This is a genomic window from Psychromonas sp., from assembly GCF_983033635.1.
Window position 1 is genome coordinate 1 of the sequence record NZ_CEZLMY010000042.1, and the last position, 24,424, is coordinate 24,424.

The following is a 24,424-nucleotide window of genomic DNA, read 5'->3' on the forward strand; positions in this document are numbered from 1 at the left end:
AGCACAACCTTGCCAAGGTTGGGGTCAAGAGTTCGAATCTCTTGTGCCGCTCCAATTTCTAACTTAGAAGTTGAATCTTATTTGAAAATTATGAAGCGGCACTAGCTCAGTGGTAGAGCACAACCTTGCCAAGGTTGGGGTCAAGAGTTCGAATCTCTTGTGCCGCTCCAAATCTTCCTTTTAAACTTCCTGTTTTTCCTTGACGATTTTCTTTATTATTTACTTCATTAATACACTATTAGCTCAATTTCTAGAGCACGACCTTGACCATAATTGTCGGGGTCATGAGATGTTTTTTAGTCTCTTGTACCGCTCCAAACTTCTTTTTTAAACTCCCAGCAAATGAAATATACCAATCTACAGCATTATTGTATTTGTATTGAGCTGAAAACTTCATTTTATCCTCTAGTGAAATCCCCAATTTTATTCAATATCAAATGTCACCAGTTGCGGGCTGTGATCCGATGCCTCGGTTGCTAAACTTTCTGCTTTAATAACTTTTAAACCTCGAAAATAGATATGATCTAGCGCATGCCCGAAGGTAGTGACACGTTGATCTTTATTAAATAAAGCTTCATTGAAACCTGACTTGATTAACCTCTCTTCAATAGATACTAATCGCGCATCACTCCAGGTATTAAAATCACCGCTAAATATAACCGGTCCTTGGTGTGTTTTGATTAGATCGAGATAGGGTTGGATCTGCTCGGCCAGCGGTGTGGAAGTCAAAGTGAAATTCACCCCATGCAGGTTAATAAGCAATAACAGGTCGGGGTTATTAGTAATAGCATAACTGCTGGCTAGGCCTGTCTTGGGCACCATAATCCATGGCTCGTTGTAACGAGTGCCGCAAACAAATCTAGCCTGATTTTTGCTCTGCGTATTTACACCATAAACAAATCCCTTATATTTGAATGCGTAATTTTGAAAATAAAATAAATTGTTTACCTCGCTAAAATTGTTTAACTCAGGTGAATATTTTACTTCCTGCAAGGTCAATAAATCTGCGCTTGCTGTCCACTCCTGCAGTTTTTGCTGCCATCGTTTTTTTTGTTGTTTATAAATATTCCAGTTTAATAAGGTAAAGGGGAGGGGAAGTTTTTTTTCATCCTCCTGATAGATCTGTTTAACGGGTGATAATTTGGGGCAACGACTCAGATAAACTTGCTGGTGATTATCAAAAATGGTTAGACGTGAAGCAGCTTCAGGAAAAAAGGCCGAAGCATGACTCAACCCCGCAAATAAAAGCAGTAGCACGAGCATATAAGCTTTAAAAATTAATCTTGAGAATGGAAATGTGATATGACGTTTCATCTGGTTATATTCTTATTGATGGTATGGGGTAATCTGGTTATATTGCACGTTCAATTCATCATTTTAAGTCTTGTATTATGCCACTAGAAAGAACACTTTCAATTATTAAACCAGACGCTGTTCGTAAACAACTAACAGGTATTATTCTAGCGCGTTTTGAGCAGGCTGGTTTAATACCTGTCGCAGTCAAAATGCTACATCTATCCAAAGAGCAGGCTGAAGGGTTTTATGTTGAGCATCAAGGAAAAGAGTTTTTTGAGTCTTTAATCGAGTTTATGACTTCAGGCCCCATTCTGGTGCAGGTTTTACAGGCTGAAAATGCGATCAGTCATTATCGCAACATAATAGGACAAACTGATCCCGCGCAGGCGGCTGCCGGAACAATTCGTGCTGACTTTGCACAATCGAAACAATATAATGCGGTGCATGGTTCAGATAGCCCTGTTTCAGCATCACGTGAAATTGCTTACTTTTTTTCTGATGATGAAATTTGCCCGCCAGTCGAATCTTAATGCCTCGATTTGCTGACTCCATCTTTGCTGCTGGATTGGATCGAGTTAAGTGTTTATTGTTTTTAGAGTTTAGGAAATATTTATGAGTGAATTATTTATGTTAATGGAGCAGGTGCCTGCCTTGCTTTATGGTTTTGTGACCATTTTGGGCGTGTTAATTGGCTCATTCTTAAATGTTGTTATTTATCGTTTACCAGTGATGATGGAGCGGGAATGGAAAAGCGAATGTGCCGAATATTTTCCTGAGGCGAATCTAAAAATAGAATCGGGGACGTTTAATTTAGTTGTGCCCCGTTCTCGTTGCCCGCAGTGCGATCATTTAATCGGATCTAGCGAAAATATTCCTCTGTTAAGTTGGTTATTGCAAAAAGGGCGATGCAAGCATTGCGCTTGTAAGATTAGTAAACGCTACCCAAGTATTGAACTATTAACAGGTTTATTATCCTTAGTGGTTGCCTATGTATTCCCGTTCGGCTGGCCATTACTGTTTGCTTTACTGTTTACCTGGGCGCTGATTAGTCTGACCTTTATCGATTTCGATACCATGTTATTGCCCGATCAGATAACGTTACCTCTGCTGTGGTTCGGTTTATTAATAAATATTAACGGTACTTTTACTGGTTTAACAGATGCAGTTTTAGGTGCCGCCTTTGGTTATTTTAGTTTGTGGTCTATTTATTGGGTTTTTAAACTTTTAACGGGCAAAGAGGGAATGGGCTATGGCGACTTTAAACTGTTAGCTGCGTTAGGCGCATGGTTTGGCTGGCAAGCATTACCTTTGATTATTTTAATCTCCTCTTTTGCCGGTGCCATTATTGGCATTGCTGTGATATTAGCTTCGAAAGATAAGAAAAGTCGGCCAATGCCATTTGGCCCTTACCTTGCAATCGCGGGCTGGGTTTACCTTGTTTATGGTGCACAGTTAACGCAACTCTATTATTCATTAGTCCTGTAATGCCAGAGCAAACTAATAAGCAGCTGCTTGATGCGCAGCAAGCTATTGATGAAAAATGGATGAATTATGCTTTATCTCTGGCGGATAAAGCAGAGTTACAAGATGAGATTCCGGTTGGTGCCGTATTAGTTAAAGATGAAAAGGTTGTTGCTGAAGGTTGGAACTTATCGATCCTTAATCATGATGCTTGTGCTCATGCTGAAATTATGGCGATTCGTGAAGCGGGTAAAAAGATACAAAATTATCGATTAATTGATTGTACCCTGTATGTAACCTTAGAGCCTTGCCCAATGTGTGCAGGTGCGCTGGTTCATGCGCGTATTAAGCGTCTTGTTTATGGTGCGGGTGATTATAAAACGGGGGCTGCTGGCTCTGTTTATAATTTGGTGCGTTGTGAAAAATCAAACCATCAAATAGAGGTGACAACAGATATTCTTAGCGAGCAATGTGCAACAAAAATTAGTAACTTTTTTAAACGTCGTCGCAAAGAGAAAAAAGCACTAAAAAAGCAACAATGCACCATTAGTTCATCTGCTCAATAACCCCATTAAAATACAAAGAGTTCAAAATGTCTAAAAAAATAGTTACCTTTGAATATGAAAAAGAAACCAAAAACAGTGTGCGTTATAAAGAAGTTCCTGAGCCGGGACAGGCACCAATTGTAGGTAGTTTATATGTGCAAAAGTGGTTTGCTGGTAATTGCAAAGAGCTGCAAGTGAGTATTGATAAAAAAGAGTAATAGATGAAACGATTAAAATAATCTAATTGCAGAAATCATCAGTTAAGAAAAATAGACTGGCTCAGCAAGTCTAGTCAGATCAGGGTGTTGAGCCTTGAATTGCAGTCTTGCTGGTTCTTGCGTTACAGCATTCGATAAGGGAGCAACCATTACCCTCATGCTGTTTCTTATTCTGGTCTCCGATCTGAGTCCTGATAAAGCACCTTGAGGTATCATGGGTATAAAACTAGCCTGTATGCAATTGCAGTTTTTACAGGATTGTTTTAGCGTAACAGTTATTTATTATACCTTCTCTTCAAGCTTCTGTTGTTCTGCATGTTTAGCTTCTTGTAATCTTTCCTGATCGCTTAATGCTTTATCTTTAGCTTGTTGATAGGTTTGTTGTTCGGCTAATGCTTTATCTTTTGCCTGTTGATAGGCTTGCTGCTCGGCGTGTGCTTCCTCTTTAGCTTGTCGATAAGTTTCCTGTTCGGTAAATGCTTTATCTGCAGCTTGTTGTAATGCTTTTTGTTCGGCTAAGGCTTTATCTTTAGTCTCTTGTAAGATTTTCTCCTCGGCTAATGCTTTATCTTTAGCTTGTTGTAATGCTTGCTCCATCGCTAAGGTTTTCTCTTTAGCTTGCTGTAGAGCTTTTTCCTGCGCTAAGGTTTTATCTTTGGCTTGCTGCAAGGTTTTTTCCTTGGCTAAGGTTTTATCTTTAGCTTTTTGTAATGCTTTTTCCTTGGCTAAGGTTTTAAGTAGGGCTTGTTGTAATAGTTCTTCCTTGCTTAGCGGTTTTTGTAATGCTTTTTGCTCGGCTAATGCTTTATCATTAGCTTCTTGTAATGCTTTTTTGGCCGCTATGGCTTTATCTTTAGCTTCCTGCTGCGCTTTTTTCTCTGCCAGCTCTTTTTCCCTTTCCGTGATAAACCAAGTTAATGTTTTTCTGTATTGGCGGATATTATTGACATAATTTTGTGCCTCTCTGCCTCGAGCATATCCATAACGGGTTTTTTTATACCATTGCTTTTGATGTAACAGAGGTAAGTTATCTTTAACATTCGACCATGCATTGGGACTTTGTTTTTTCATGGTGGTGATGCGCCTTGCATCCATTAAGTGCCCGTAACCTATGTTATAACTGGCTAATGCAAACCAGACTTTTTCATCATCGCTAATACTATCGGGTAGTCGTTTGATCTGCTGTGATAAATACTTGGCACCGCCTTTGATGCTCTGTTCCGGGTCGAGTCTATTTTGAATACCTACATAATCCGCCGTATCAAGGGTTAACATCATCAGGCCACGTACTCCTGTTGGAGATTTTGCCTTGGCATTCCAATGGGATTCCTGATAGCTAACCGATGCAAGTAGTAACCAATCTACTTCTGCTGTGGCATGTTTTTTAAAGAGCGCTTCATATTTAGGTAATGTGCTTTTGATCCGCTTTAAAAAGATACGTGTGTCGACAAAATCAAAATGTTCGACATGCCCGAAATATTTCTCTTCAAGCTTGGCAATGGTCTGATCTTGGTATTTATTACCAATAAATTCAATCATTGCCGAATAAACAGTATCATCTTGCTCGCGTTTTATTAACCATGCTACAGGCTCCTTCTCCGAGATAGTGAATGCTTCGGCAAGTACCGGGTAATAGCGTTGCTTTTGCGCCAGTGTTGAGCTGTCAACTATTGCAAATTTAATCTCTTTATCTGCGACTTTACGTAATAAGCTTTCCTGGTCTTCGCTTTCTAACGTATTGATCGCCAGATCCGGCACTTCATCGAATAAACTCTCTAATGTTTCTTCATGGCTACTGTCTTTAAGTACGCCGATCGGTTCATTAACATCGGCTATTTTTCGTGGGCGGTAAGTTCCCTTGTGGTAAACCACTTTTTGCGAAACATAATAATAGGGGGGGGAGCTTCTGTATTTTTCTGCGCGTTTAGGGGTTAATGTTAAACCTGATCCAATAAAATCAATATCGTTGTTTTCGAGCGCATCAAACAGTGCTTTGAGTGTATCGTATTCTTTTACACGCAGGTTAACATGGAGATAATTGGAAAATTGTTTACCCAGTTCGTAGTCAAATCCACTGTAAATTGAACCATCATAACTATAAGTTAATGAGCTGTTGATGGTGCCCATTATGATATCACCACGTTTTTGAATATCTTCTAAGTTGGTGGTAGGGAAAAAAGGATTACAAGCGCTTACCAGCGGCAGTAAAAAGCTTATCAAAAGCGATGTAATTAGTAGCCTGAATTTTTGAAAAGGCATAACAGAGTCCATATAAGAATTTTCACCAGAGATTGTGCGATTTTTCATCAGAGTTTTGTGAATTTAGCATATATAAAAGTAATTTACCTCCGACTATAGAGGGTTTCTATTTAATAAAAAATGCTTTTTGCTTATAATAGCGAGCTAATACCAATTATATCAATGGACGATTACTGAAAGGTGTTATGGCTATTTAATGGCGAGCCTCTCTGTAAAGACTTTATCAATGTAATTGGCGTAACCCAAGTTCATTTATTTATCCTATGAGAGAAATAACCTATGGAAATTTTGCGTGGGGCACCAGCCTTATCGACATTTCGTGTAAATCAGTTATTAAAAAACTGTGAAGCATTAAATCTACCAGTGCAGCAAATATATGCTGAGTATATGCACGCGGCAGACTTAACTGATGCTTTAAATGACCAAGAGCTAGTTGTATTAGAAAAACTATTAACCTACGGACCTAAAATTGCAGAGCATGATCCTGTAGGTACGTTGCTATTTGTTACGCCTCGTCCGGGTACTATTTCTCCATGGTCTTCTAAAGCGACAGATATCGCTATTAACTGTGGTTTATCAAAAGTTAAACGTTTAGAGCGTGGTATTGCTTATTACGTTGAAACAACAGCTGAATTATCAGCAGAGCAACATAAAGCGTTAGCTGGATTGTTGCACGATCGCATGATGGAAGTGGTATTTACTTCTCTTGATGATGCATCGAAACTATTTGTGCAAGGTGCACCTGGTCAAATGACTAGCGTCGATATTTTAGGTGAAGGGCGCTGTGCGCTTGAAGTTGCTAATGTTAGCTTAGGTTTAGCACTTGCAGATGATGAAATTGATTACTTAGTAGAGAACTTTACGAAGTTGGGACGCAATCCTAACGATATTGAGTTAATGATGTTTGCACAAGCAAACTCAGAACATTGCCGCCATAAGATCTTCAATGCAGATTGGACCATTGATGGTGAAAAACAGCCTAAATCCCTGTTTAAAATGATCCGTAATACTCATGAAAAAATGCCAGAATTTGTTTTATCGGCATATAAAGATAACGCAGCTGTTATGGTTGGTGAAAAAGCGGGCCGTTTCTTCCCAAGTGTCGATGATCGTGAATATGGTTACCACCATGAAGATATCGATATCTTAATGAAAGTTGAAACGCATAACCATCCAACTGCTATTTCTCCATTCCCAGGGGCATCTACCGGTTCTGGTGGTGAAATTCGAGATGAAGGCGCAACTGGTATTGGTTCTAAACCAAAAGCGGGTTTAGTAGGCTTTAGCGTAAGTAACTTGCGTATACCATCATTTGAACAACCTTGGGAAACTGATTTTGGTAAGCCAGAGCGTATCGTTTCAGCATTAGATATTATGCTTGAAGCACCACTCGGTGGCGCTGCATTTAATAATGAATTTGGTCGACCGAATATCCTTGGTTATTTCCGTACTTACGAAGAGCAAGTTGAAAGCCATAATGGTTTAGAGATTCGTGGTTACCATAAACCAATCATGCTTGCTGGTGGTCTAGGTAATATCCGCCGCAGTCATGTTGAGAAAAAAGAGATTCCAGTGGGCGCGAAACTAGTTGTACTAGGCGGCCCGGCAATGAACATCGGTCTTGGTGGTGGTGCTGCTTCTTCAATGGATTCTGGTGCATCTTCAGAAGATTTAGATTTTGCTTCCGTGCAGCGTGAAAACCCAGAGATGGAACGTCGTTGTCAGGAAGTTATCGATCGCTGTTGGCAGATGGGTGATGATAACCCTATTCAATTTATTCACGATGTTGGCGCGGGTGGTCTTTCCAATGCCATGCCTGAACTTGTAAATGATGGTGGCCGTGGTGGTAAATTTGATTTACGTGCGATTCCAAATGATGAAAAGAGTATGGCACCACACGAAATCTGGTGTAATGAGTCGCAAGAACGTTACGTAATGGCGGTTAAGCCTGAAAACCTCGCGACATTTGAAGCAATTTGTAAACGTGAACGTGCTAAATATGCAGTTATCGGTGAAGCGACCGAAGAGATGCAGCTAACTCTTCATGACGATGAGTTTGATAATAATCCGATTGATATGCCGCTGGAAGTGTTATTAGGTAAAGCGCCGAAAATGCACCGTGATGTAAAATCACAAAATGCACAAGGCAAACCGTTAGACTTATCTGGTGCAAGCATCAAGGATGCGGCTGAACGCCTACTTCGTTTGCCGTCAATTGCTGAAAAGACATTCCTGATCACCATTGGTGACCGAAGCGTAACCGGTTTAGTGGCACGAGATCAAATGGTTGGCCCCTGGCAGGTACCTGTGGCTAACTGTGCGGTAACGGCTGCTAGTTACGATACCTATTTTGGTGAGTCAATGGCACTAGGTGAACGTACACCTGTTGCACTACTTAACTTCGCCGCATCTGCTCGTTTAGCTGTAGCTGAATCAATCACCAATATCGCCTGTTCTGATATCGGTGATTTCAAACGTATTAAACTCTCTGCGAACTGGATGTCTGCAACAGGTCACCCTGGTGAAGATGCCGGGTTATATGAAGCTGTTAAAGCGGTTGGTGAAGAACTTTGTCCTGAACTCGAACTTACTATTCCAGTGGGTAAAGATTCTATGTCGATGAAAACACGCTGGCAGGAAGGTGAAGTGGATAAAGAAGTTATTTCTCCTCTTTCATTGATTATCACTGCTTTTGGTGCGGTTCGTGATATTCGTAATACAGTTACTCCGCAGCTGCGTACTGACCAAGGTGATACTGACCTGATTCTTGTTGATTTAGGCAATGGTCAAAACCGCCTAGGCGGTTCATCTCTAGCACAAGTTTACAAACAGCTTGGTGATACAACGCCTGATCTTGATAGCCCTGCTTTGCTGCAAGGTTTCTTTAATGCGATGCAGACATTAGTCGCGGATCAGAAGTTACTGGCTTACCATGATCGCAGTGATGGAGGTTTATTCTCAACGATCACCGAAATGGCCTTTGCAGGGCATTGTGGTGTAACAGTTAATTTAGACCAGTTAGGCACAGATGATTTTGCTGCACTTTATAATGAAGAGTTAGGTGCGGTTATTCAGGTTCGTGCTGAAGATAAAGAAGCGGTGTTAAATACGCTTGCAGGCCATGGATTAGCTGCTAATTCATTAGTGATTGGTACATTAAATGATAATGACCAAATTGAATTTACGCGTGATGGAGATGAGGTGCTTGTTGCTCCACGCTCTGAATTCCGCGGGATTTGGGCTGAAACAACGCTGAAAATGCAGTCACTTCGTGATAACCCTGCTTGTGCACAGCAAGAGTTTGATCTGAAATTAGATGATAAAGATCCAGGTTTAAGCGCCAAGTTAACCTTTGATATCAATGAAGATGTTGCTGCGCCTTATATTGCCACTGGTGTGTTACCGCGCATGGCTATTTTGCGCGAGCAAGGTGTAAATTCGCAACAGGAGATGGCAGCAGCCTTTAACCGTGCTGGTTTCTCGGCTATTGACGTCCATATGAGTGATGTTTTATCTGGAGATGTGCAATTAGCTGATTTTGCCGGTTTAGTCGCTTGTGGTGGTTTTTCTTACGGTGACGTATTAGGTGCTGGTGAAGGTTGGGCTAAATCAATTCTGTTTAACTCGGCAGCCCGCGAGCAGTTCCAGACATTTTTTGAGCGCGAAAACTCATTTGCATTAGGTGTGTGTAACGGTTGTCAGATGTTGTCAAACCTTAATGAGTTAATTCCAGGCTCAGATTTATGGCCTCGTTTTGTACGTAATAACTCTGAACGCTTTGAAGCTCGTTTCAGCCTGGTTGAAGTACAAAAAACTAACTCGTTATTCTTAAATGATATGGCGGGATCTTATATGCCTATTGCCGTTTCACATGGTGAAGGTCGTGTGGAAGTGAAAGATCAGGCTCATTTAAATGCGATTGAAGCGAGTGGTTCGATTGCTTTACGTTTCATCAATAACTACGGTGAAAATACGCAGCAATACCCTGCTAATCCGAATGGCTCTCCAAACGGTATTACAGGTCTAACCTCTAAAGATGGACGTGTCACTATTATGATGCCGCATCCAGAGCGAGTGTTCAGAACTGTTGCTAACTCATGGCACCCGGATCAGTGGCAAGAGGATAGCCCTTGGATGCGAATGTTTAGAAATGTGCGCAAACAGTTAGGTTAAACAAAAAAGGGGATGTTAACATCCCCTTTTTTTTTCTTGTACTACTGTTAACCTGTTGATTTAACTTGGTAAGTCAGCGTTTTATAATTGAAAGGTGAACTCTTTGTCTGTGACTGTCGAAAACGTTTTATATATTGGGCACAATATTCAACTTGTCGAAGCTATGCTTAACTTGTCTGGCACCTCGGCACAATCTGATTACTACATTCACCACTTAACCTCGACCAATGGTATACAAGCTACTTTAGCTGAAAAAAAATATACTCATTTAATTTGTGAACTGCCATGTAGCAAAGAGTTAGCTGATAAAATTACAGCTGATTTCCCCTTATTAAAAACCACTTATCTAAGCGGAACTGAAGCGCCCCAATCCGCTAAATTATCAGCCACAATGGAAGGGTTAATCACTGATGAGGTAAAAGCCGCTTTAGATTACCTCAGTATTCCTATCTATTTTAAAAACAGACAAGGTGAATTTTTAGCCTGCAATAGCTATTTTTCACATCTGTTCGGCCTGACCCCTGCGCAAGTTATAGGAAAAACGGCATCATTTGTATTACCTGCTCATCTGGTCGATGAGATAGAAAATATAGATCGAAAAGTATTTAACGATAAGCAAGTATATTTTTACGAATGTAAAATTGATGATCTCGCTGGCAGAGAGCGTGATGTGGTTTTTCGTAAAGAAAGCGTTGATAATGACAAATTTCAAATCGGTATGATCTTTGATGTGACAGAGATTAATGAGGCGAAATATTCATTGGAAAAAGAGCGGATTATGTTACGCGCAACTGCTGATATATCGACCGATCTTATTTTCTTTAAAGATTTGCAAAGCCGCTTTTTAGGTTGTAATAAACAATTTGAAAAGTTTGTGGGCTGCCCGGAGCAAGATATATTAGGCAAAAAAGACGATCAGCTTTTTGAACTCGAACAGGCTTTAATGTGTCAGTCACAAGACCAAGAAGTGATGTCTAGTAAGCAAATATATCTGGGTGAAGAGTATCTTACTTATAACAATGGCCAGCGTCATTTTATCGAAATGAAAAAGGTACCGTTACAGAACAAACAAGGACAAGTCCAAGGTTTAATTGGAGTGGGGCGAGATATTACCGCGCATCACTTGATGCAGAAACGTCTAAAAATAGCGAATGCAGTCTTTGAAAATAGTAAAGAGAGTATTCTTGTTACCGATCAGACTGGTACTATTATGTCTGTAAATAAAGCTTATTGTTCTACATCTGGTTTTTCAAAAAATGAATTATTAGGGGTAAATACCAGTGAGTTTGCATCCAATCAACATGAAAATATTGAAATTGCATTAAAAGAAAATAAAAGCTGGCAGGGAGAGATAACTTATCACCATAAAAATGGTGATACCCATTTTGCCTGGTTAGATATTTATGTTGTTGAGCATTCCGCTGAAGGTATAAGCAACCGTATCTACTCCTTTACAGATTTAAGTCAAAGCAAAAGCGTTGAAGAAAAAATCCAGTTTTTATCAAAACATGATCCGCTAACAGGGTTATTTAATCGTATTGCGTTATTTACCCGCTTGGAAGATGCAATTACCCGGGCAAAATATAAAGAGGCTGCAATGGCGGTGGTCTTAGTCGATATTAATGGTTTTAAAGCGGTTAATGATCAATATGGCCATAATGCGGGTGATCAAGTATTAAAAGAGATCGCTAAACGTCTTAAAAGTTGTGTCTATGAAAAAGATACAGTTGCGCGTTTTGGTGATGATGAGTTTGTTATTATTGTCGATGAATTGGATAATGAACAGGATGTCGCCTTACTCGCACAGAAAATTGCAGAGCAGTTTAGCGAAAAGTTCATTATTGAAAACATTGAAGCAAGTTTATCTGCAACGATTGGTATCAGTATCTGTCCTGATGACGGTATTGATGGTGACACTCTGTTAGGTAATGCAGAAAAAGCGATGCAGCGTGGAAAAAACTGTCAGAGTGGTGCGTCGTACCACTTTTACACCATGGAGTTAACACGCCACTCTAATCAACAGTTTGAATTAGAGGAAGAGTTAAAACAGGCATTGCTGCTGGATCAGTTTGAGTTGTATTACCAGCCTCAGTACGATCTTAATAAACGGAAAATTGTAGCTGTGGAAAGTTTGCTGTGCTGGAATCATCCACAGCAAGGTCTTCTGGAGCCGGATCGCTTTTTAATCTTAGCGGAAAATAGCGGTTTATTGGTTCCCATTGGCCTGCAAATGCTTCGTAAAGCGGCACTGCAAGCGGTAACCTGGCAAAAATCGGCGATAAATTTTGGGCGTATTGCTATTAATTTATCGCAAGCTCAATTAGAACAAATCAGCTTCCTTGCTGATCTGCAGACTATTTTAAAAGAAACTGATTGTTCTGGACAGTGGCTTGAATTTGAAATAGAGAAGTCTATTCTTCGTCATGCTTCATTAGAGGTTCTGTCGAACCTAACGAATATAAGAAAGATGGGGATTGCATTCACCATTAGAAATTTTGGTATAGCAAGTGCAGTTCTAGATTTAATTAATATACTTGCTATTGAAAAACTAAAAATATCCACTCACGCTACTATAAATGGTTCAGGATATTTAGTGAACGACGCGCACTTTAATGCATCTAATCTTTTTGCTAACAGCTTAGGTCTTAGCATAGTTGGCGATGGGCTCGATAATGCGCAGCAAGAGACATTTTCAACTAATCAGGGTTTTGATGCGGCGCAAGATCATTTTAAAACAAAAGCGATGAAAGCTTCTGAAGCAACTTTTTATCTGCGTTGTAATAAACGTAAATAAGGCTTATACCCAAGCCGCTTGAATCTGCACCTTCAAGTTGTTTGGGGCGAAGCGCTCAGAAGCTTATCATTAAGCTTGCTGCTGCTAATAATCTAAGTTAATTTAGCTTTTTTCCTCAGAGACTTAGTTCTATGGATTTTTTCTCTTTTGATATGACTTGGCAAGATAGCACCCTTTATATGGTGCTTTCTGCATTGCTATACTTTTCTCTGTTATTGCTGACTTCGTTGCGGGTGATTATTAAACGTAAACCGAGCGGTATCTCTTTAGCGTGGTTATTTCTGATCTATGCGTTACCTCTGTTTGGTATGCTGAGTTACTTTATTTTCGGTGAGCTTCATCTAGGTCAAAAACGCCAGAAGCGACGCGAGCAGATAGGTGAGAAATTTCAACAGTGGCTTAGAACTGAGCCGGTAGAGAATCGCCAGAGTACGGAGCAGATAAGTCTGTGTGCGCGTTCAATGCAGGCCTTTGTAGAATCGTATACCAGCATGCCGATGTTAAAAGGTAATCACCATTCGCTATTATCATCAACAGATCAAATTCTTATTGAATTAACCGAAAAAATTAACCAAGCACAAAAACATTGTTACCTGTTGTTTTATATCTGTAATGAAGGCGGTTTGGTTGACCATTTATTAGCAGCATTGATTAAAGCTTCCAGGCGCGGGGTCGAATGTAAGTTACTACTTGATTCGGTGGGAAGTCATGATTTTTTTAAAAGTGATATGCCCTCGATTATGCGTCAAGCTGGTGTTGAAGTTGTTGAGGCATTACCAGTAGGTGCGTTCAGACTGTTGTTTCAGCGCCAGGATCTGAGAATGCATCGCAAATTGGTTTGCATTGATGATGATGTTGCTTATACAGGTAGTATGAATCTGGTTGATCCTGCTTATTTTAAAAAGGATCAAGGTTTTGGCGAGTGGGTTGATATTATGGTGCGCTGTGAAGGGCCTATTGTACAGTTAATGCAGGGGTTGTTTATCTGGGATTGGTATTTAGAAACCAGTCAAAAAATGCCGTTACCACTGTCGCAATTAGAGTGCTTTCCAGTAGCGGGTACACACAATGCCCAGCTTATCCCTTCGGGACCTGAGTTTGGTAAAGCAAGTATTCATCAAGTGCTATTAACTGCAATTTATGAAGCTAAATATAGCCTTGTTTTAACAACCCCTTATTTTGTTCCTGATGAAAGTATATTGGCGGCACTGGAAGTTGCTGCGTTACGCGGTGTTGATGTAAAAATTATCTTACCTGCTAAAAATGATTCATTGATGGTCAAATATGCGTCGCGTGCTTTTTTTGACGAGCTGTTAACGGCAGGGGCAAAAATCTATAAATTTCATGGTGGTTTACTGCATAGCAAAAGTATTGTTATCGATGAAAAAATTGCTTTATTAGGTACGGTTAACCTGGATAAGCGTAGCTTCTGGCTGAATTTTGAGATGACTATGCTGATTGATAATCATGAATTTGCGGGCGAACTATTAACGACACAGCTGCATTATCTGTTAGCATCAGATCAACTTATCCTAAGCGAATGGAAGAAACGAAGTTATTTTAAAAAGCTATTAGAAAGTACGCTCTATCTGTTTAGTCCCCTGTTGTAAACTAACTTGATTATTGTCCTGAAATTCATCCAAAATAAAAGGGCTTGGTTATTTATGCGCAATATGGCTGAGCAGATAAAGCAGTACAGGTGCCAAAATAATAACAAGTCGCTGCAGCTGGCGGTTATGGGATAAGTAGGCATCACATTCAGGCAACCACAGCCATAGGATCACTGCGAACATCACCATAATATCGGCCACTACGCCACTAAGAAACACGCTTGCAAATGTAAGCAGCACAACCAGGGTTCGATTAATGTTATGGCAAGTTTTTGAGGATAGCTGATGCGAAAACTCTGTTTGTTTTTTTGTGCTTTTACTTTCTGTGATTTTATTCTGCGATTCAAATAATAGGTACATGACAGCCTCCTAAACTTCCCAAATAACCTTAACCACGACCTAGTTATAAATCATGCAGATTTCAGGCCAAACAGAATTTTGACATGTAGTGAACTTGCTGCAAGTTATCCACATAGTCACTTGAAACACCGGATAGCTATTGTTTGTAAATAACAATTCATACGCATTTATCTGAATTACAGGCAAAAAAAAGCCTGCAGTTAAGCAGGCTTTTCTATTCACCGAGCAATTAAGCTTCGATTAATTATTAAGCTTATTTTTCAGCTTTTTTCTCTTCTTTTTTAGCCGGTGCATCAACTACATCAACGTAATCTTTACCGTAGTAAGAAGCAAGAAGCACATCTTTTAGCTCAGAGATTAATGGGTAACGAGGGTTTGCACCAGTACATTGGTCATCAAACGCTTGTTCCGCTAGGTCATCAATAGCAGCTAGGAAGTCAGCTTCATCAACACCAGCAGCTTGGATTGAAAGTGGAATGTTTAATTCAACTTTCAATTCGTCTAACCAAGTTAGAAGTGCGTTGATTTTAGCTTCAGTATTACCTTCACGGAAACCTAAGTGTTCAGCAACTTCAGCATAACGAGCACGTGCTTTTGGACGGTCGTATTGCGAGAAAGTACCTTGCTTAGTTGGTTTGTTTGTTGCATTGAAACGAATAGTATTCGTTAATAGCAGTGCATTTGCTAAACCATGTGGAAGGTGGAATTCATTACCAATTTTGTGCGCCATTGAGTGACACACACCTAGGAATGAGTTCGCAAACGCGATACCAGCGATAGTTGCTGCATTATGTACTTTTTCACGTGCAACAGCATCGTTTTTACCATTATGGTAAGAACTTGGCAGGTACTCTTTAAGCATCTTAAGTGCTTGTAGTGCTTGACCATCTGAGTATTCGTTAGCAAGCATTGAAACGTAAGCTTCCATTGCGTGAGTAACAGCATCGTAACCACCGAAAGCACAAAGTGACTTAGGCATATCCATTACTAGGTTAGCATCTACAACAGCCATGCTTGGCGTTAATTCGTAATCTGCAAGCGGGTATTTTTTGCCCGTTCTTTCATCAGTTACAACAGCAAATGGTGTTACTTCAGAACCAGTACCAGAAGTAGTTGTAATACATACTAATTCAGCTTTAACGCCCATTTTAGGGAACTTGTAGATACGTTTACGGATATCCATAAAGCGCATTGCTAAGTCTTCGAAATCAGTTTCTGGATGCTCGTATAGAACCCACATGATTTTCGCTGCATCCATTGGTGAACCACCACCAACTGCAAGAATTACGTCAGGTTTGAATACGTTACAAGCTGCCGCACCTTTTTTGATAATAGCAAGAGTCGGATCTGCTTCAACTTCGTGGAAGATCTCAACTAACATACCTTGTGCTTCAAGGATTCCACGTAATTCATCAATGTAACCGTTAGCAAATAGGAAACCATCAGTTACGATCATTGCACGTTGTTTGCCTTCAAGGTCAGTCATTGCAATTGGTAAAGAGCCACGACGGAAGTAGATAGATTTTGGTAGTTTATGCCATAACATATTTTCAGCTCGCTTCGCGATTGTTTTAGTATTGATTAAGTGTTGTGGACCAACATTTTCAGAAACAGCGTTACCACTGTGTGTACCACAACCTAAAGTTAGAGAAGGTGCAAAACCAAAGTTATAGATGTCACCGATACCACCGTGAGATGTAGGTGAGTTAATAACGATACGACATGCTTTCATTGCAAGGCCGAACGCATCAACACGATCAGAGTTTGCATCTTGGTCTGTGTAAAGTGCAGCTGTATGACCAACACCACCGATATCTAATACGATATGTGCTTGACGAACAGCATCTTCGTAGTTTTTAGCTTTAAATAGACCAAGTGTTGGAGATAGTTTTTCATGTGCGAACATATCTTCAACTTTTACTTCTAGGCCTTCACCAACTAGTACTTTAGTTGATTTTGGTACTGTAACGCCAGCAAGCTCAGCAATAGTAAATGCAGATTGACCAACGATTTTAGCGTTAAGTGCGCCATCGATAAACATCGTTTTAGCCACTTTTTCTTTGTCGGCTTTGTTTAGAATGAAACCGCCGTATGCAGCAAGACGCTCTTTAAATTCATCATATTTAGATTCAACAATAATCGCCGCTTGCTCAGAAGCACAGATCATACCGTTATCGAATGTTTTTGACATTAAGATTGAAGAAACCGCACGCTTGATATCTGCACTTTCATCGATTACAACAGGTGTATTACCCGCGCCAACACCAATTGCAGGGTTACCTGAAGAGTATGCTGCTTTAACCATGCCTGGACCACCAGTTGCAAGGATGATTGCAGTGTCTTCATGCTTCATGATTGTATTAGTAAGCTCTAAAGATGGGATATCAATCCAACCGATAAGATCTTTTGGTGCGCCCGCTTCAACTGCTGCATCTAAAACAATTTTAGCTGCGTAGTTTGTACACTCTTTAGCACGTGGATGTGGTGCAACAATACAACCATTACCCGTTTTAAGTGCCATTAACGTTTTAAAGATAGCCGTTGATGTAGGGTTAGTAGTAGGAACGATTGCACAGATGATACCCATAGGCTCAGCAAGTGTAACTGTATTTAATGATTCATTACGTGATAATTCACCAACAGTCTTAGTGTCTGCGAAACTGTTGTAAATGAACTCAGAAGCAAAGTGGTTTTTAATTACTTTATCTTCTATAAGGCCCATGCCTGTTTCTTTAACAGCCATTTTTGCAAGTTCGATGCGGTGAGTTGACACTTTAAGTGCGGCAACACGGAAGATTTCATCAACCTGTTTTTGTGAAAAGGTTGCATACTCTGCTTGTGCTACTTTAACGCGCGCAATCAGAGCTTCTAAATCAGCAACTGTGCTTACTGTCATAATATTCTCCTAAGGATTTATAAAAATAAAAGTTAAAAATGTTTTACTAAAACTGTGCTAGCTGATACGAAAGCTAATCTTAGTAAAAAATTTTCACATTGATTATAGAAATTTGCTTTTTTGACGCATTGATCGAGATCATATGTAAGTAAATTACAGAATAACAATGAAAAGTTAGAGTTAACTTAAAATTATGCCTAAAAACCTATGATTTCATAATTTAAAAAAGCTATTTTACAAGTAATTCAAACAATTAGCTATGATTTGTAATTTTATTACATGGCATTAGCATCTGCTAAAGAGGACTCTTCAAAAAAATCTTTGCGTGTAGGGGCAAGCGGTAATAAGCTTCACCTTTATTGTAATTATTAAAATGAGATTGTTATGTCAAATGTTTCAACGTTTGCCCGCTGTGCATTATATTTTGCAGCGATAGTTATCTGCCTGGCAGGAATTAAAATTGCAGCCCCGATTGTTGTACCGTTTTTACTCTCTCTTTTTGTGGCTATTATCTGCAATCCGGCTATCAACTTTTTAGCTGAGCGAAAAATACCGCGTGGTATTGCTATTGCCGTGGTGATTATTTTCATCTTTTCATTGTTTATTGTTTTAGGAGGCATTATCGGCTCCTCTGTAAATGGTTTTAGGCAGGCGTTACCTACCTATGAAGCACAGTTATCTAGTGAAGTTGATTGGTTAATAACTTGGATGGGGAAACACAATATCTCGATATCCATGACTGAAGTGCGGGGATATTTTGATCCAGCTAAAGTGATGACCTTAGTAACCACTACATTAACAGGCTTCAGCAGTGTATTAGGTAATGTCTTTTTATTGCTATTAACGGTTGTTTTTATGCTCTCGGAGGGGCAGGGGTTTGCGAACAAACTTCATGTTGCCTTTGATGATTCGGTCCGTACTGAAAAACGCTTAGATCATTTTTTAAATATGGTTAATCAATATATGGCCATAAAAACGGTTATCAGCCTGGCAACGGGTTTAATTATTGGCTTGGTTTTATGGTTACTCGGCGTCGACTTTTTTGTGTTGTGGGCTCTATTGGCATTTTTGCTTAACTATATTCCCAATATTGGTTCAATCATTGCGGCCGTACCCGCGGTTATTTTAACCTTTTTACAATTGGGAGTAGGTTATGCCAGCATGGTTATTGCTTTGTTTGTCGGTGTAAATATGGTGATGGGCAGTGTGATTGAGCCTAAGTTTATGGGGCGAAGTTTAGGCTTGTCGACCTTAGTGGTATTTTTATCATTGATTTTCTGGGGATGGTTATTAGGTATGGTGGGCATGTTATTATCCGTTCCATTGACCATGATCTTTAAAATAGCGTTAGAAAATAGTGAAGATGGACATTGGTTTGCTATTTTATTAAGTTCTGATGAAGAGATCCATGAATTGCAAAACACATTAAATAAAGAAAAATAATAATGAAAATATTAGAGCATATTAATTGGGCTGACGTAGTTAGCCTGCCTAAAAATGAACTGCAGCGTTTATTGCATGGACGTGGCTTTTGTTTCCCAGATTACACCTATATTAATATTGACTGGTTATCACCTGTGATATTAATTATCTTATATAAAGAGGTAGAAGAGGAGTGGCTGCACAAGCTAAGTGAGCAGCTGCTTAAAAAAATGACTGATTTAGGGTTTACTGTAAAAAGTATTCAAGCTCAGTACCGTTGCCGAGAATTTGCCCCAACAGAGATCTTGTTTGGCGAGGCAATTACCGATTTAGTCGCCCCAGAGAATGATCTGAAATATAAGATCAACTTAGGCAGTAAGCAAAACTACGGCATCTTTTTAGATATGAAAAATGGTCGTCAGTGGGTACAAGAAAACAGTCAAAATAAACGCGTATTAAATCTCTTTTCATATACCTGTGCATTTTCAAATGCAGCGATCGCCGGAGGGGCCGAGCAAGTTATTAATCTTGATATGAGTAAGGCCGCGCTTGCAGTTGGACGAGATAACCATAGGTTAAATGGTCATGATTTAAGTAAAGTAAAATACCTGGGTCATGATCTTTTTAAATCTTGGGGTAAGGTTAAACGTTTCGGACCCTACGATATTATTATTGCCGATCCACCATCGCTGCAAAAAGGCAGTGTCAATATCAAGCGTGATTATCCGAAGATTATTCGTCGTTTACCCGAATTATTGAACAAAGAGGGGGTGGCGTTATTATGCTTGAATTCGCCAGATTTAGATTTTGAATTTTTATATCAAATAATTAAAGAAGAGTGCCCGGCAGCAAAAGTGATTAAACAAATTAATCCACCTGCTGAGTTTACCAATATAAACCCGGATCATGGTTTGAAGTGCTTGCTTATCCAACTCTAGTTGGCTGTTTAGATATAAAAAAGCCCCGCTTTGTTTTGCAAAGCGGGGCTTTTATTTTTCAGTCAGGCTAAGCTTCTGCTGCAGCTTTCTCTTCTGCTTGTGTTGCTTGAATAGCTGTTAATGCGATTGTGTAAACAATATCATCAACTAATGCACCACGGGACAAGTCATTTACAGGTTTACGCATACCTTGCAGCATTGGACCGATACTGATTAGATCTGCACTACGTTGTACTGCTTTATAAGTAGTATTACCGGTATTTAAATCAGGGAAGATAAATACTGTTGCTTGACCTGCAACCGGGCTGTTAGGAGCTTTGCTCTTAGCAACATTTTCCATTACCGCCGCGTCATATTGCAGTGGACCGTCGATAAGAAGATCTGGACGACGCTCCTGAGCAATTTTAGTCGCTTCACGCACTTTTTCAACATCGCTACCAGCACCTGAAGTACCTGTCGAGTAACTGATCATGGCAACTTTTGGATCGATACCAAATGCGATAGCAGAATCCGCAGATTGAATTGCGATATCGGCAAGCTGCTCAGCTGTAGGATCCGGGTTGATTGCACAATCACCGTAAACCAGTACTTGGTCAGGTAATAACATAAAGAAGATCGAAGAAACCAAGCTTGCACCTGGCGCTGTTTTAACTAATTGCAGCGGCGGACGAATCGTATTAGCCGTGGTATGCACAGCACCGGAGACAAGGCCTGCCACTTCATTTTCAGCTAACATCATTGTACCGAGTACTACGGTATCTTCCAGTTGCTCGCGAGCAACAACTTCAGTTAGACCTTTCGCTTTACGTAGTTCAACCATTGGTGCAACGTAACGCTCAAGCACATCCATTGGATTAATGATTTCAACATCATCTGTTAACTCAATGCCCTGCTGCGTTGCAATACGTTGAATTTCTTGAGGGTCACCTAATAAAACAGGTTTTGCAATACCTCGTTGTGCACAGATAAGTGCTGCCTGAATTGTACGAGGCTCTTCACCTTCCGGTAATACAATGCGCTGGTTCGCTTTACGCGCAAGTTCTGTTAAATGGTAACGGAATGCAGGTGGAGATAAACGACGCGATAGAGAAGAATCTTCTGTTAATGTATTTAACCAGTGTTTATCAATATGACCGGCGATATATTCCTGCACTTTTTCAATACGCTCAACATCATCAACTGGAATTTCCATATTGAAGTTCTGCAGGCGCTGCGCTGTCTGCCAGGTATTGCTCTTGATTAATATAATCGGTAAACCAGATTCCATAGCACGGCTACACAGTTTCATCACTTCATCTTCAGGGTGGTAATCACCTGTTAGTAATAAACAACCAATTTTCATACCGTTCATAGCTGCTAAACAGGCTGCGATAATGACGTCACTGCGATCACCTGAAGTTACCAGCATTGAACCTGCTTTGAAGTGTTCAACCATATTTGGAATTGAACGCGCACAGAAAGTAACACTTTGTAATCGACGGTTATTAAGGTCACCCTCATTTAATATTTGCGCTTCAAGGTGATTGCAAAGATCTCTGACTCGTGGCGCAATCAGATCGGCACTCCAGGGGATGCAACCTAGAATTGGTAACGGGCTTTTGCTGAACATTTGTAATACTTCCAGATTGTTATTAATAACACCATCTGGAATATCAAACATTTCAGTTAGATCTGGACGTGATTTGTCATTTTCATCAATTGGTGCGCCAACTTTATTAATGATACAACCCGCGATACGTTTGTTCTTTTTACCACCAAAAGAAGAGACGGCTATTTCCATACGTTCTTTTAACTGTTGCGAAGAATCGTTACTTGGGTGAGTCACAAATACCATTTCTGCGCTTAATGCTTTGGCAATGCTGTAGTTGATTTCATTGGCAAACTGATGTTTGTCCGTTGGTACAAGACCCTCAATAATAATTACATCACTTTCTTTTGTCCCTTGACGAAAACGTTCAACAATATTTTCTAATAAGTCTGAAGATCTACCCGAAGAGATAAGGTTTTCTGCGTATTTCATTGCAAACGGTTCAGGCGGATTGATAGATGAACCATTGCGTAACGTTGTTGTTGAGCGTTCCGGTCCTGTATCACCGATACGTGGTTGAGCAATTGGTTTGAAGAAGTTAACTGCAACACCTTGGCGTTCCATAGCGCGGACCATTCCTAGGCTGACAGAAGTAACACCGACACCAGAGCCGATGGGAATGAGCATAATAGTACGGGACATGACTATTCCTTTTATAAATAGAATTTAGAGAAAATAAGGAGAGTGTCAGCTCTCCTATATGTATTAATTATTATTAAGCTGAAACTAGTTTTGCAGAATCTTGTGCAATAACCCATTCTTCATTTGTCGGGATAACCATCGCAATAGGAGAGCCATCCGCGGTAATGATCCCCTGCTCGCCCAATACTGCCGCTGCATTTTTGTCAGCATCGACTTGATAACCGAATATTGCCAATAAATCTAAGACTTTTGCTCGGACCTTAACGGTGTTTTCTCCGATACCGCCAGTAAAGATAATTGCATCAATATGACCTAGTGGAACAGCAAAAGAAGCAATATATTTTGCTAAACGGTAGCAGAACATTTCCATTGCTAATATTGCACCTTGATGGCCTTTTTCACAGTTCTCAGTAATTTTACGGAAGTCACTGGAAATACCTGAAATTCCTAGTAGACCACTTTGCTTTTGCAGCATGTCCATTACGCCTTCAAGGCTGTAGCCTTCACGCGTAACTAGATGCTCAATAATACTTGGATCAATATCACCACAACGAGTCCCCATTACAAGACCTTCAAGTGGCGTCATGCCCATACTGGTATCAACACTTTTGCCATTTTTAATTGCTGTAACTGATGCGCCATTACCTAAATGCGCTGAGATAACATTGATTTCTTCAAATGGTTTGTTAAGCGCTTTTGCAGCTTCCTGGGTTACAAACAGGTGACTTGTACCGTGCATACCATAACGACGAATACCTTTTTCTTTGTAAAGGTTATATGGCAATGCGTACATAAATGCTTTAGCCGGCATACTTTGATGGAATGCTGTATCAAATACCGCAACTTGAGGAAGCGTAGGGAAAGCTGATTGTGCGGCTTTAATACCTAAAATATGCGCATGGTTATGCAGTGGAGCAAGAGATGCACACTCTTCAATGCCTTCAAGCACATTCTCATCAATAATAACTGATTCAGTAAATTTTTCACCACCATGAACAATACGGTGACCTATTGCCACAAACTGTTCACTTAAACCGTCTTCTTTTTTGATAATCTCTTCAACAATATAAGAGATAGCAGCTGAATGCGCGCTATAAGCGGGTAGGTTAGAGGCCTCTTTCTTTCCTGCAGTTGTCCATTTAATACGAGCATCGGGAAGATTAAAACATTCTGCAAGACCGCTAATTACTTCATCACCACTCTGGGCATTAATAACGGCAAATTTAAGAGATGAACTACCACAGTTCAGGACAAGGACAAGTTTGTTGCTCATGAGAAATTCCAGTAAGTAAAATTGATAATACCAGCATTTTAGTCGGTGCATGCTGAAGACGGTTAAAGTGCGCTAAACATCCAAATATATCACTATTAATGGGGTGATTTGGCTCACATTGTTTTAACTGAAGTCTACGCTTATGTAATTAAATAACAAACAAGAATTTGGTGAAAAACCAATTAAAATCAATTTTTTTATTAACAATTTTGCAAACTCTTGTTACTGTTAAATTGAAACGGTAATTTTTTAGTGGTTTTTCGTTTCTTTTCGTTGTTTTTCGAGTTTTTTCGTTTTCTTTGCGGTATGGAGCTATATTGAATACATTTTTTGAAGTTATTAAGCAAGGTGATAAGTATTTGCAAAGCTGGCCGAAACAAAGAATTTTAAATTGTTTGTTTATTGATAGTAAAGTTGCCTTTTATACCCGTCTATCAATCAAAACCATGCCTGCTTTTATTATGTTAATAATCGCCTTAAATATTATGTTTCCCACTTTATTTAGCTGGCCCGCAACGCTGACGTTTATTCTGTTTTTACTGGGGCTACCTATACAGGGCTTATATTGGTTAGGTAAACGATCAAGGGAGCTACTACCTAATCAATTATTACCTTGGTATACGGCTATTCAGAAAAAGCTTAGTGGTAATCGTGCCGAGCAAACTGTTATGTTGTATCGTCCATCTTATTTAGATTTGGCATTATTACTTAAAAATGCTTTTAAATTGGGTGGTGATAAGTTTTTACAGCACCACGAACTGATTTGAAGTTTTATAGCTTTTGGTAGATCTCGATATAGAAATCACATTCTATTTTCCACGATTGCTCTGATAATAGCGCCTGCATTTTTTGCTTATTAAACTTGCGAGCGGAATGTGAGAGCATATTAATTATCTTTTATCCGTTGAGTCTTTCTGTTTCTGGTAAATCTCGATATTAAAATCACACT

Annotated in this window: 16 protein-coding genes and 1 tRNA gene; 11 read left to right on the plus strand and 6 right to left on the minus strand. The window is 39.8% G+C overall.

Annotated features, from left to right (window positions below; translation table 11 throughout):
* Window positions 1–95 precede the first annotated feature (95 nt).
* A tRNA-Gly gene (locus tag AC4GME_RS07960) sits at window positions 96–170 on the plus strand.
* Window positions 171–423: 253 nt separating this feature from the next.
* Here AC4GME_RS07960 and AC4GME_RS07965 read toward each other — a convergent pair.
* Entirely contained in the window at window positions 424–1,314 is an 891-nt protein-coding gene (locus tag AC4GME_RS07965) for an endonuclease/exonuclease/phosphatase family protein (protein ID WP_490379211.1), read from the minus strand.
* Between the two features lie 77 nt (window positions 1,315–1,391).
* Between AC4GME_RS07965 and ndk the strand changes: the two genes are divergently transcribed.
* The 4 genes from ndk to AC4GME_RS07985 all read left to right on the plus strand — a co-directional run bounded on the left by ndk (window position 1,392) and on the right by AC4GME_RS07985 (window position 3,520).
* Window positions 1,392–1,826 (plus strand): nucleoside-diphosphate kinase, encoded by a 435-nt coding sequence (gene ndk, locus AC4GME_RS07970; RefSeq protein WP_490379212.1) that lies wholly within the window; start codon window positions 1,392–1,394, stop codon window positions 1,824–1,826.
* A gap of 82 nt (window positions 1,827–1,908) precedes the next feature.
* Window positions 1,909–2,781 carry a prepilin peptidase gene (locus AC4GME_RS07975; protein ID WP_490376771.1) on the plus strand — a complete coding sequence of 291 codons (873 nt, stop codon included), beginning with the start codon at window positions 1,909–1,911 and terminating at the stop codon, window positions 2,779–2,781.
* Window positions 2,781–3,323 carry a tRNA adenosine(34) deaminase TadA gene (gene tadA, locus AC4GME_RS07980; RefSeq protein ID WP_490376770.1) on the plus strand — a complete coding sequence of 181 codons (543 nt, stop codon included), beginning with the start codon at window positions 2,781–2,783 and terminating at the stop codon, window positions 3,321–3,323. The genes AC4GME_RS07975 and tadA overlap by 1 nt, the downstream gene beginning before the upstream one ends.
* A 26-nt stretch (window positions 3,324–3,349) precedes the next feature.
* Complete coding sequence (locus tag AC4GME_RS07985; RefSeq protein WP_490376769.1) at window positions 3,350–3,520, plus strand: hypothetical protein; 171 nt, start codon at window positions 3,350–3,352, stop codon at window positions 3,518–3,520.
* A gap of 282 nt (window positions 3,521–3,802) precedes the next feature.
* Here the strand turns inward: AC4GME_RS07985 and mltF are convergent, their stop codons facing one another.
* The gene (gene mltF, locus AC4GME_RS07990) at window positions 3,803–5,779 is read right to left on the minus strand and encodes a membrane-bound lytic murein transglycosylase MltF (RefSeq protein ID WP_490376768.1); all 1,977 of its coding nucleotides are present in this window, start codon (window positions 5,777–5,779) and stop codon (window positions 3,803–3,805) included.
* Window positions 5,780–6,058: 279 nt separating this feature from the next.
* Between mltF and purL the strand changes: the two genes are divergently transcribed.
* The 3 genes from purL to cls all read left to right on the plus strand — a co-directional run bounded on the left by purL (window position 6,059) and on the right by cls (window position 14,356).
* The gene (gene purL / locus AC4GME_RS07995; RefSeq protein WP_490376767.1) at window positions 6,059–9,952 is read left to right on the plus strand and encodes a phosphoribosylformylglycinamidine synthase; all 3,894 of its coding nucleotides are present in this window, start codon (window positions 6,059–6,061) and stop codon (window positions 9,950–9,952) included.
* Between the two features lie 109 nt (window positions 9,953–10,061).
* A complete protein-coding gene (locus tag AC4GME_RS08000; protein ID WP_490376773.1) occupies window positions 10,062–12,746 on the plus strand; it encodes a diguanylate cyclase domain-containing protein in 2,685 nt (894 codons plus the stop codon).
* A 131-nt stretch (window positions 12,747–12,877) separates the two neighbouring features.
* The gene (gene cls / locus AC4GME_RS08005) at window positions 12,878–14,356 is read left to right on the plus strand and encodes a cardiolipin synthase (RefSeq protein WP_490379213.1); all 1,479 of its coding nucleotides are present in this window, start codon (window positions 12,878–12,880) and stop codon (window positions 14,354–14,356) included.
* 48 nt (window positions 14,357–14,404) lie between these two features.
* On the opposite strand, the gene AC4GME_RS08010 is transcribed toward cls, so the two are convergent.
* Both AC4GME_RS08010 and adhE read right to left on the minus strand, forming a co-directional pair.
* Window positions 14,405–14,716, minus strand: a complete 312-nt coding sequence (locus AC4GME_RS08010; RefSeq protein ID WP_490376765.1) for a hypothetical protein — start codon at window positions 14,714–14,716, stop codon at window positions 14,405–14,407.
* Between the two features lie 253 nt (window positions 14,717–14,969).
* On the minus strand, window positions 14,970–17,612 hold the full coding sequence (gene adhE / locus AC4GME_RS08015; protein ID WP_490379214.1) for a bifunctional acetaldehyde-CoA/alcohol dehydrogenase: 2,643 nt from the start codon (window positions 17,610–17,612) through the stop codon (window positions 14,970–14,972).
* Between the two features lie 384 nt (window positions 17,613–17,996).
* Here adhE and AC4GME_RS08020 point away from each other — a divergent pair, with 384 nt between their 5' ends.
* Both AC4GME_RS08020 and AC4GME_RS08025 read left to right on the plus strand, forming a co-directional pair.
* Window positions 17,997–19,055 carry an AI-2E family transporter gene (locus tag AC4GME_RS08020; protein ID WP_490377770.1) on the plus strand — a complete coding sequence of 353 codons (1,059 nt, stop codon included), beginning with the start codon at window positions 17,997–17,999 and terminating at the stop codon, window positions 19,053–19,055.
* 2 nt (window positions 19,056–19,057) lie between these two features.
* Window positions 19,058–19,972, plus strand: a complete 915-nt coding sequence (locus tag AC4GME_RS08025; protein WP_490377771.1) for a class I SAM-dependent methyltransferase — start codon at window positions 19,058–19,060, stop codon at window positions 19,970–19,972.
* Window positions 19,973–20,039: 67 nt separating this feature from the next.
* Here AC4GME_RS08025 and pta read toward each other — a convergent pair whose 3' ends face one another.
* Both pta and AC4GME_RS08035 read right to left on the minus strand, forming a co-directional pair.
* A complete protein-coding gene (gene pta / locus AC4GME_RS08030; protein WP_490377772.1) occupies window positions 20,040–22,202 on the minus strand; it encodes a phosphate acetyltransferase in 2,163 nt (720 codons plus the stop codon).
* Window positions 22,203–22,275: 73 nt separating this feature from the next.
* Window positions 22,276–23,475 carry an acetate kinase gene (locus AC4GME_RS08035; RefSeq protein ID WP_490377773.1) on the minus strand — a complete coding sequence of 400 codons (1,200 nt, stop codon included), beginning with the start codon at window positions 23,473–23,475 and terminating at the stop codon, window positions 22,276–22,278.
* Between the two features lie 317 nt (window positions 23,476–23,792).
* Between AC4GME_RS08035 and yfbV the strand changes: the two genes are divergently transcribed.
* Window positions 23,793–24,242: a terminus macrodomain insulation protein YfbV gene (gene yfbV, locus AC4GME_RS08040; protein ID WP_490377774.1), complete on the plus strand. Its 450-nt coding sequence runs from the start codon at window positions 23,793–23,795 to the stop codon at window positions 24,240–24,242.
* Window positions 24,243–24,424 lie beyond the last annotated feature (182 nt).

Excerpts from the sequence above, each read along its gene's own strand:
- cls (WP_490379213.1), top strand. The coding sequence starts at position 12,878 with ATGGATTTTTTCTCTTTTGATATGACTTGGCAAGATAGCACCCTTTAT.
- pta (WP_490377772.1), bottom strand. The coding sequence starts at position 22,202 with ATGTCCCGTACTATTATGCTCATTCCCATCGGCTCTGGTGTCGGTGTT.
- mltF (WP_490376768.1), bottom strand. The coding sequence starts at position 5,779 with ATGCCTTTTCAAAAATTCAGGCTACTAATTACATCGCTTTTGATAAGC.
- AC4GME_RS08020 (WP_490377770.1), top strand. The coding sequence starts at position 17,997 with ATGTCAAATGTTTCAACGTTTGCCCGCTGTGCATTATATTTTGCAGCG.
- tadA (WP_490376770.1), top strand. The coding sequence starts at position 2,781 with ATGCCAGAGCAAACTAATAAGCAGCTGCTTGATGCGCAGCAAGCTATT.
- AC4GME_RS07985 (WP_490376769.1), top strand. The coding sequence starts at position 3,350 with ATGTCTAAAAAAATAGTTACCTTTGAATATGAAAAAGAAACCAAAAAC.
- AC4GME_RS08010 (WP_490376765.1), bottom strand. The coding sequence starts at position 14,716 with ATGTACCTATTATTTGAATCGCAGAATAAAATCACAGAAAGTAAAAGC.
- AC4GME_RS07965 (WP_490379211.1), bottom strand. The coding sequence starts at position 1,314 with ATGAAACGTCATATCACATTTCCATTCTCAAGATTAATTTTTAAAGCT.
- adhE (WP_490379214.1), bottom strand. The coding sequence starts at position 17,612 with ATGACAGTAAGCACAGTTGCTGATTTAGAAGCTCTGATTGCGCGCGTT.
- AC4GME_RS07975 (WP_490376771.1), top strand. The coding sequence starts at position 1,909 with ATGAGTGAATTATTTATGTTAATGGAGCAGGTGCCTGCCTTGCTTTAT.
- ndk (WP_490379212.1), top strand. The coding sequence starts at position 1,392 with ATGCCACTAGAAAGAACACTTTCAATTATTAAACCAGACGCTGTTCGT.
- AC4GME_RS08035 (WP_490377773.1), bottom strand. The coding sequence starts at position 23,475 with ATGAGCAACAAACTTGTCCTTGTCCTGAACTGTGGTAGTTCATCTCTT.
- AC4GME_RS08025 (WP_490377771.1), top strand. The coding sequence starts at position 19,058 with ATGAAAATATTAGAGCATATTAATTGGGCTGACGTAGTTAGCCTGCCT.
- purL (WP_490376767.1), top strand. The coding sequence starts at position 6,059 with ATGGAAATTTTGCGTGGGGCACCAGCCTTATCGACATTTCGTGTAAAT.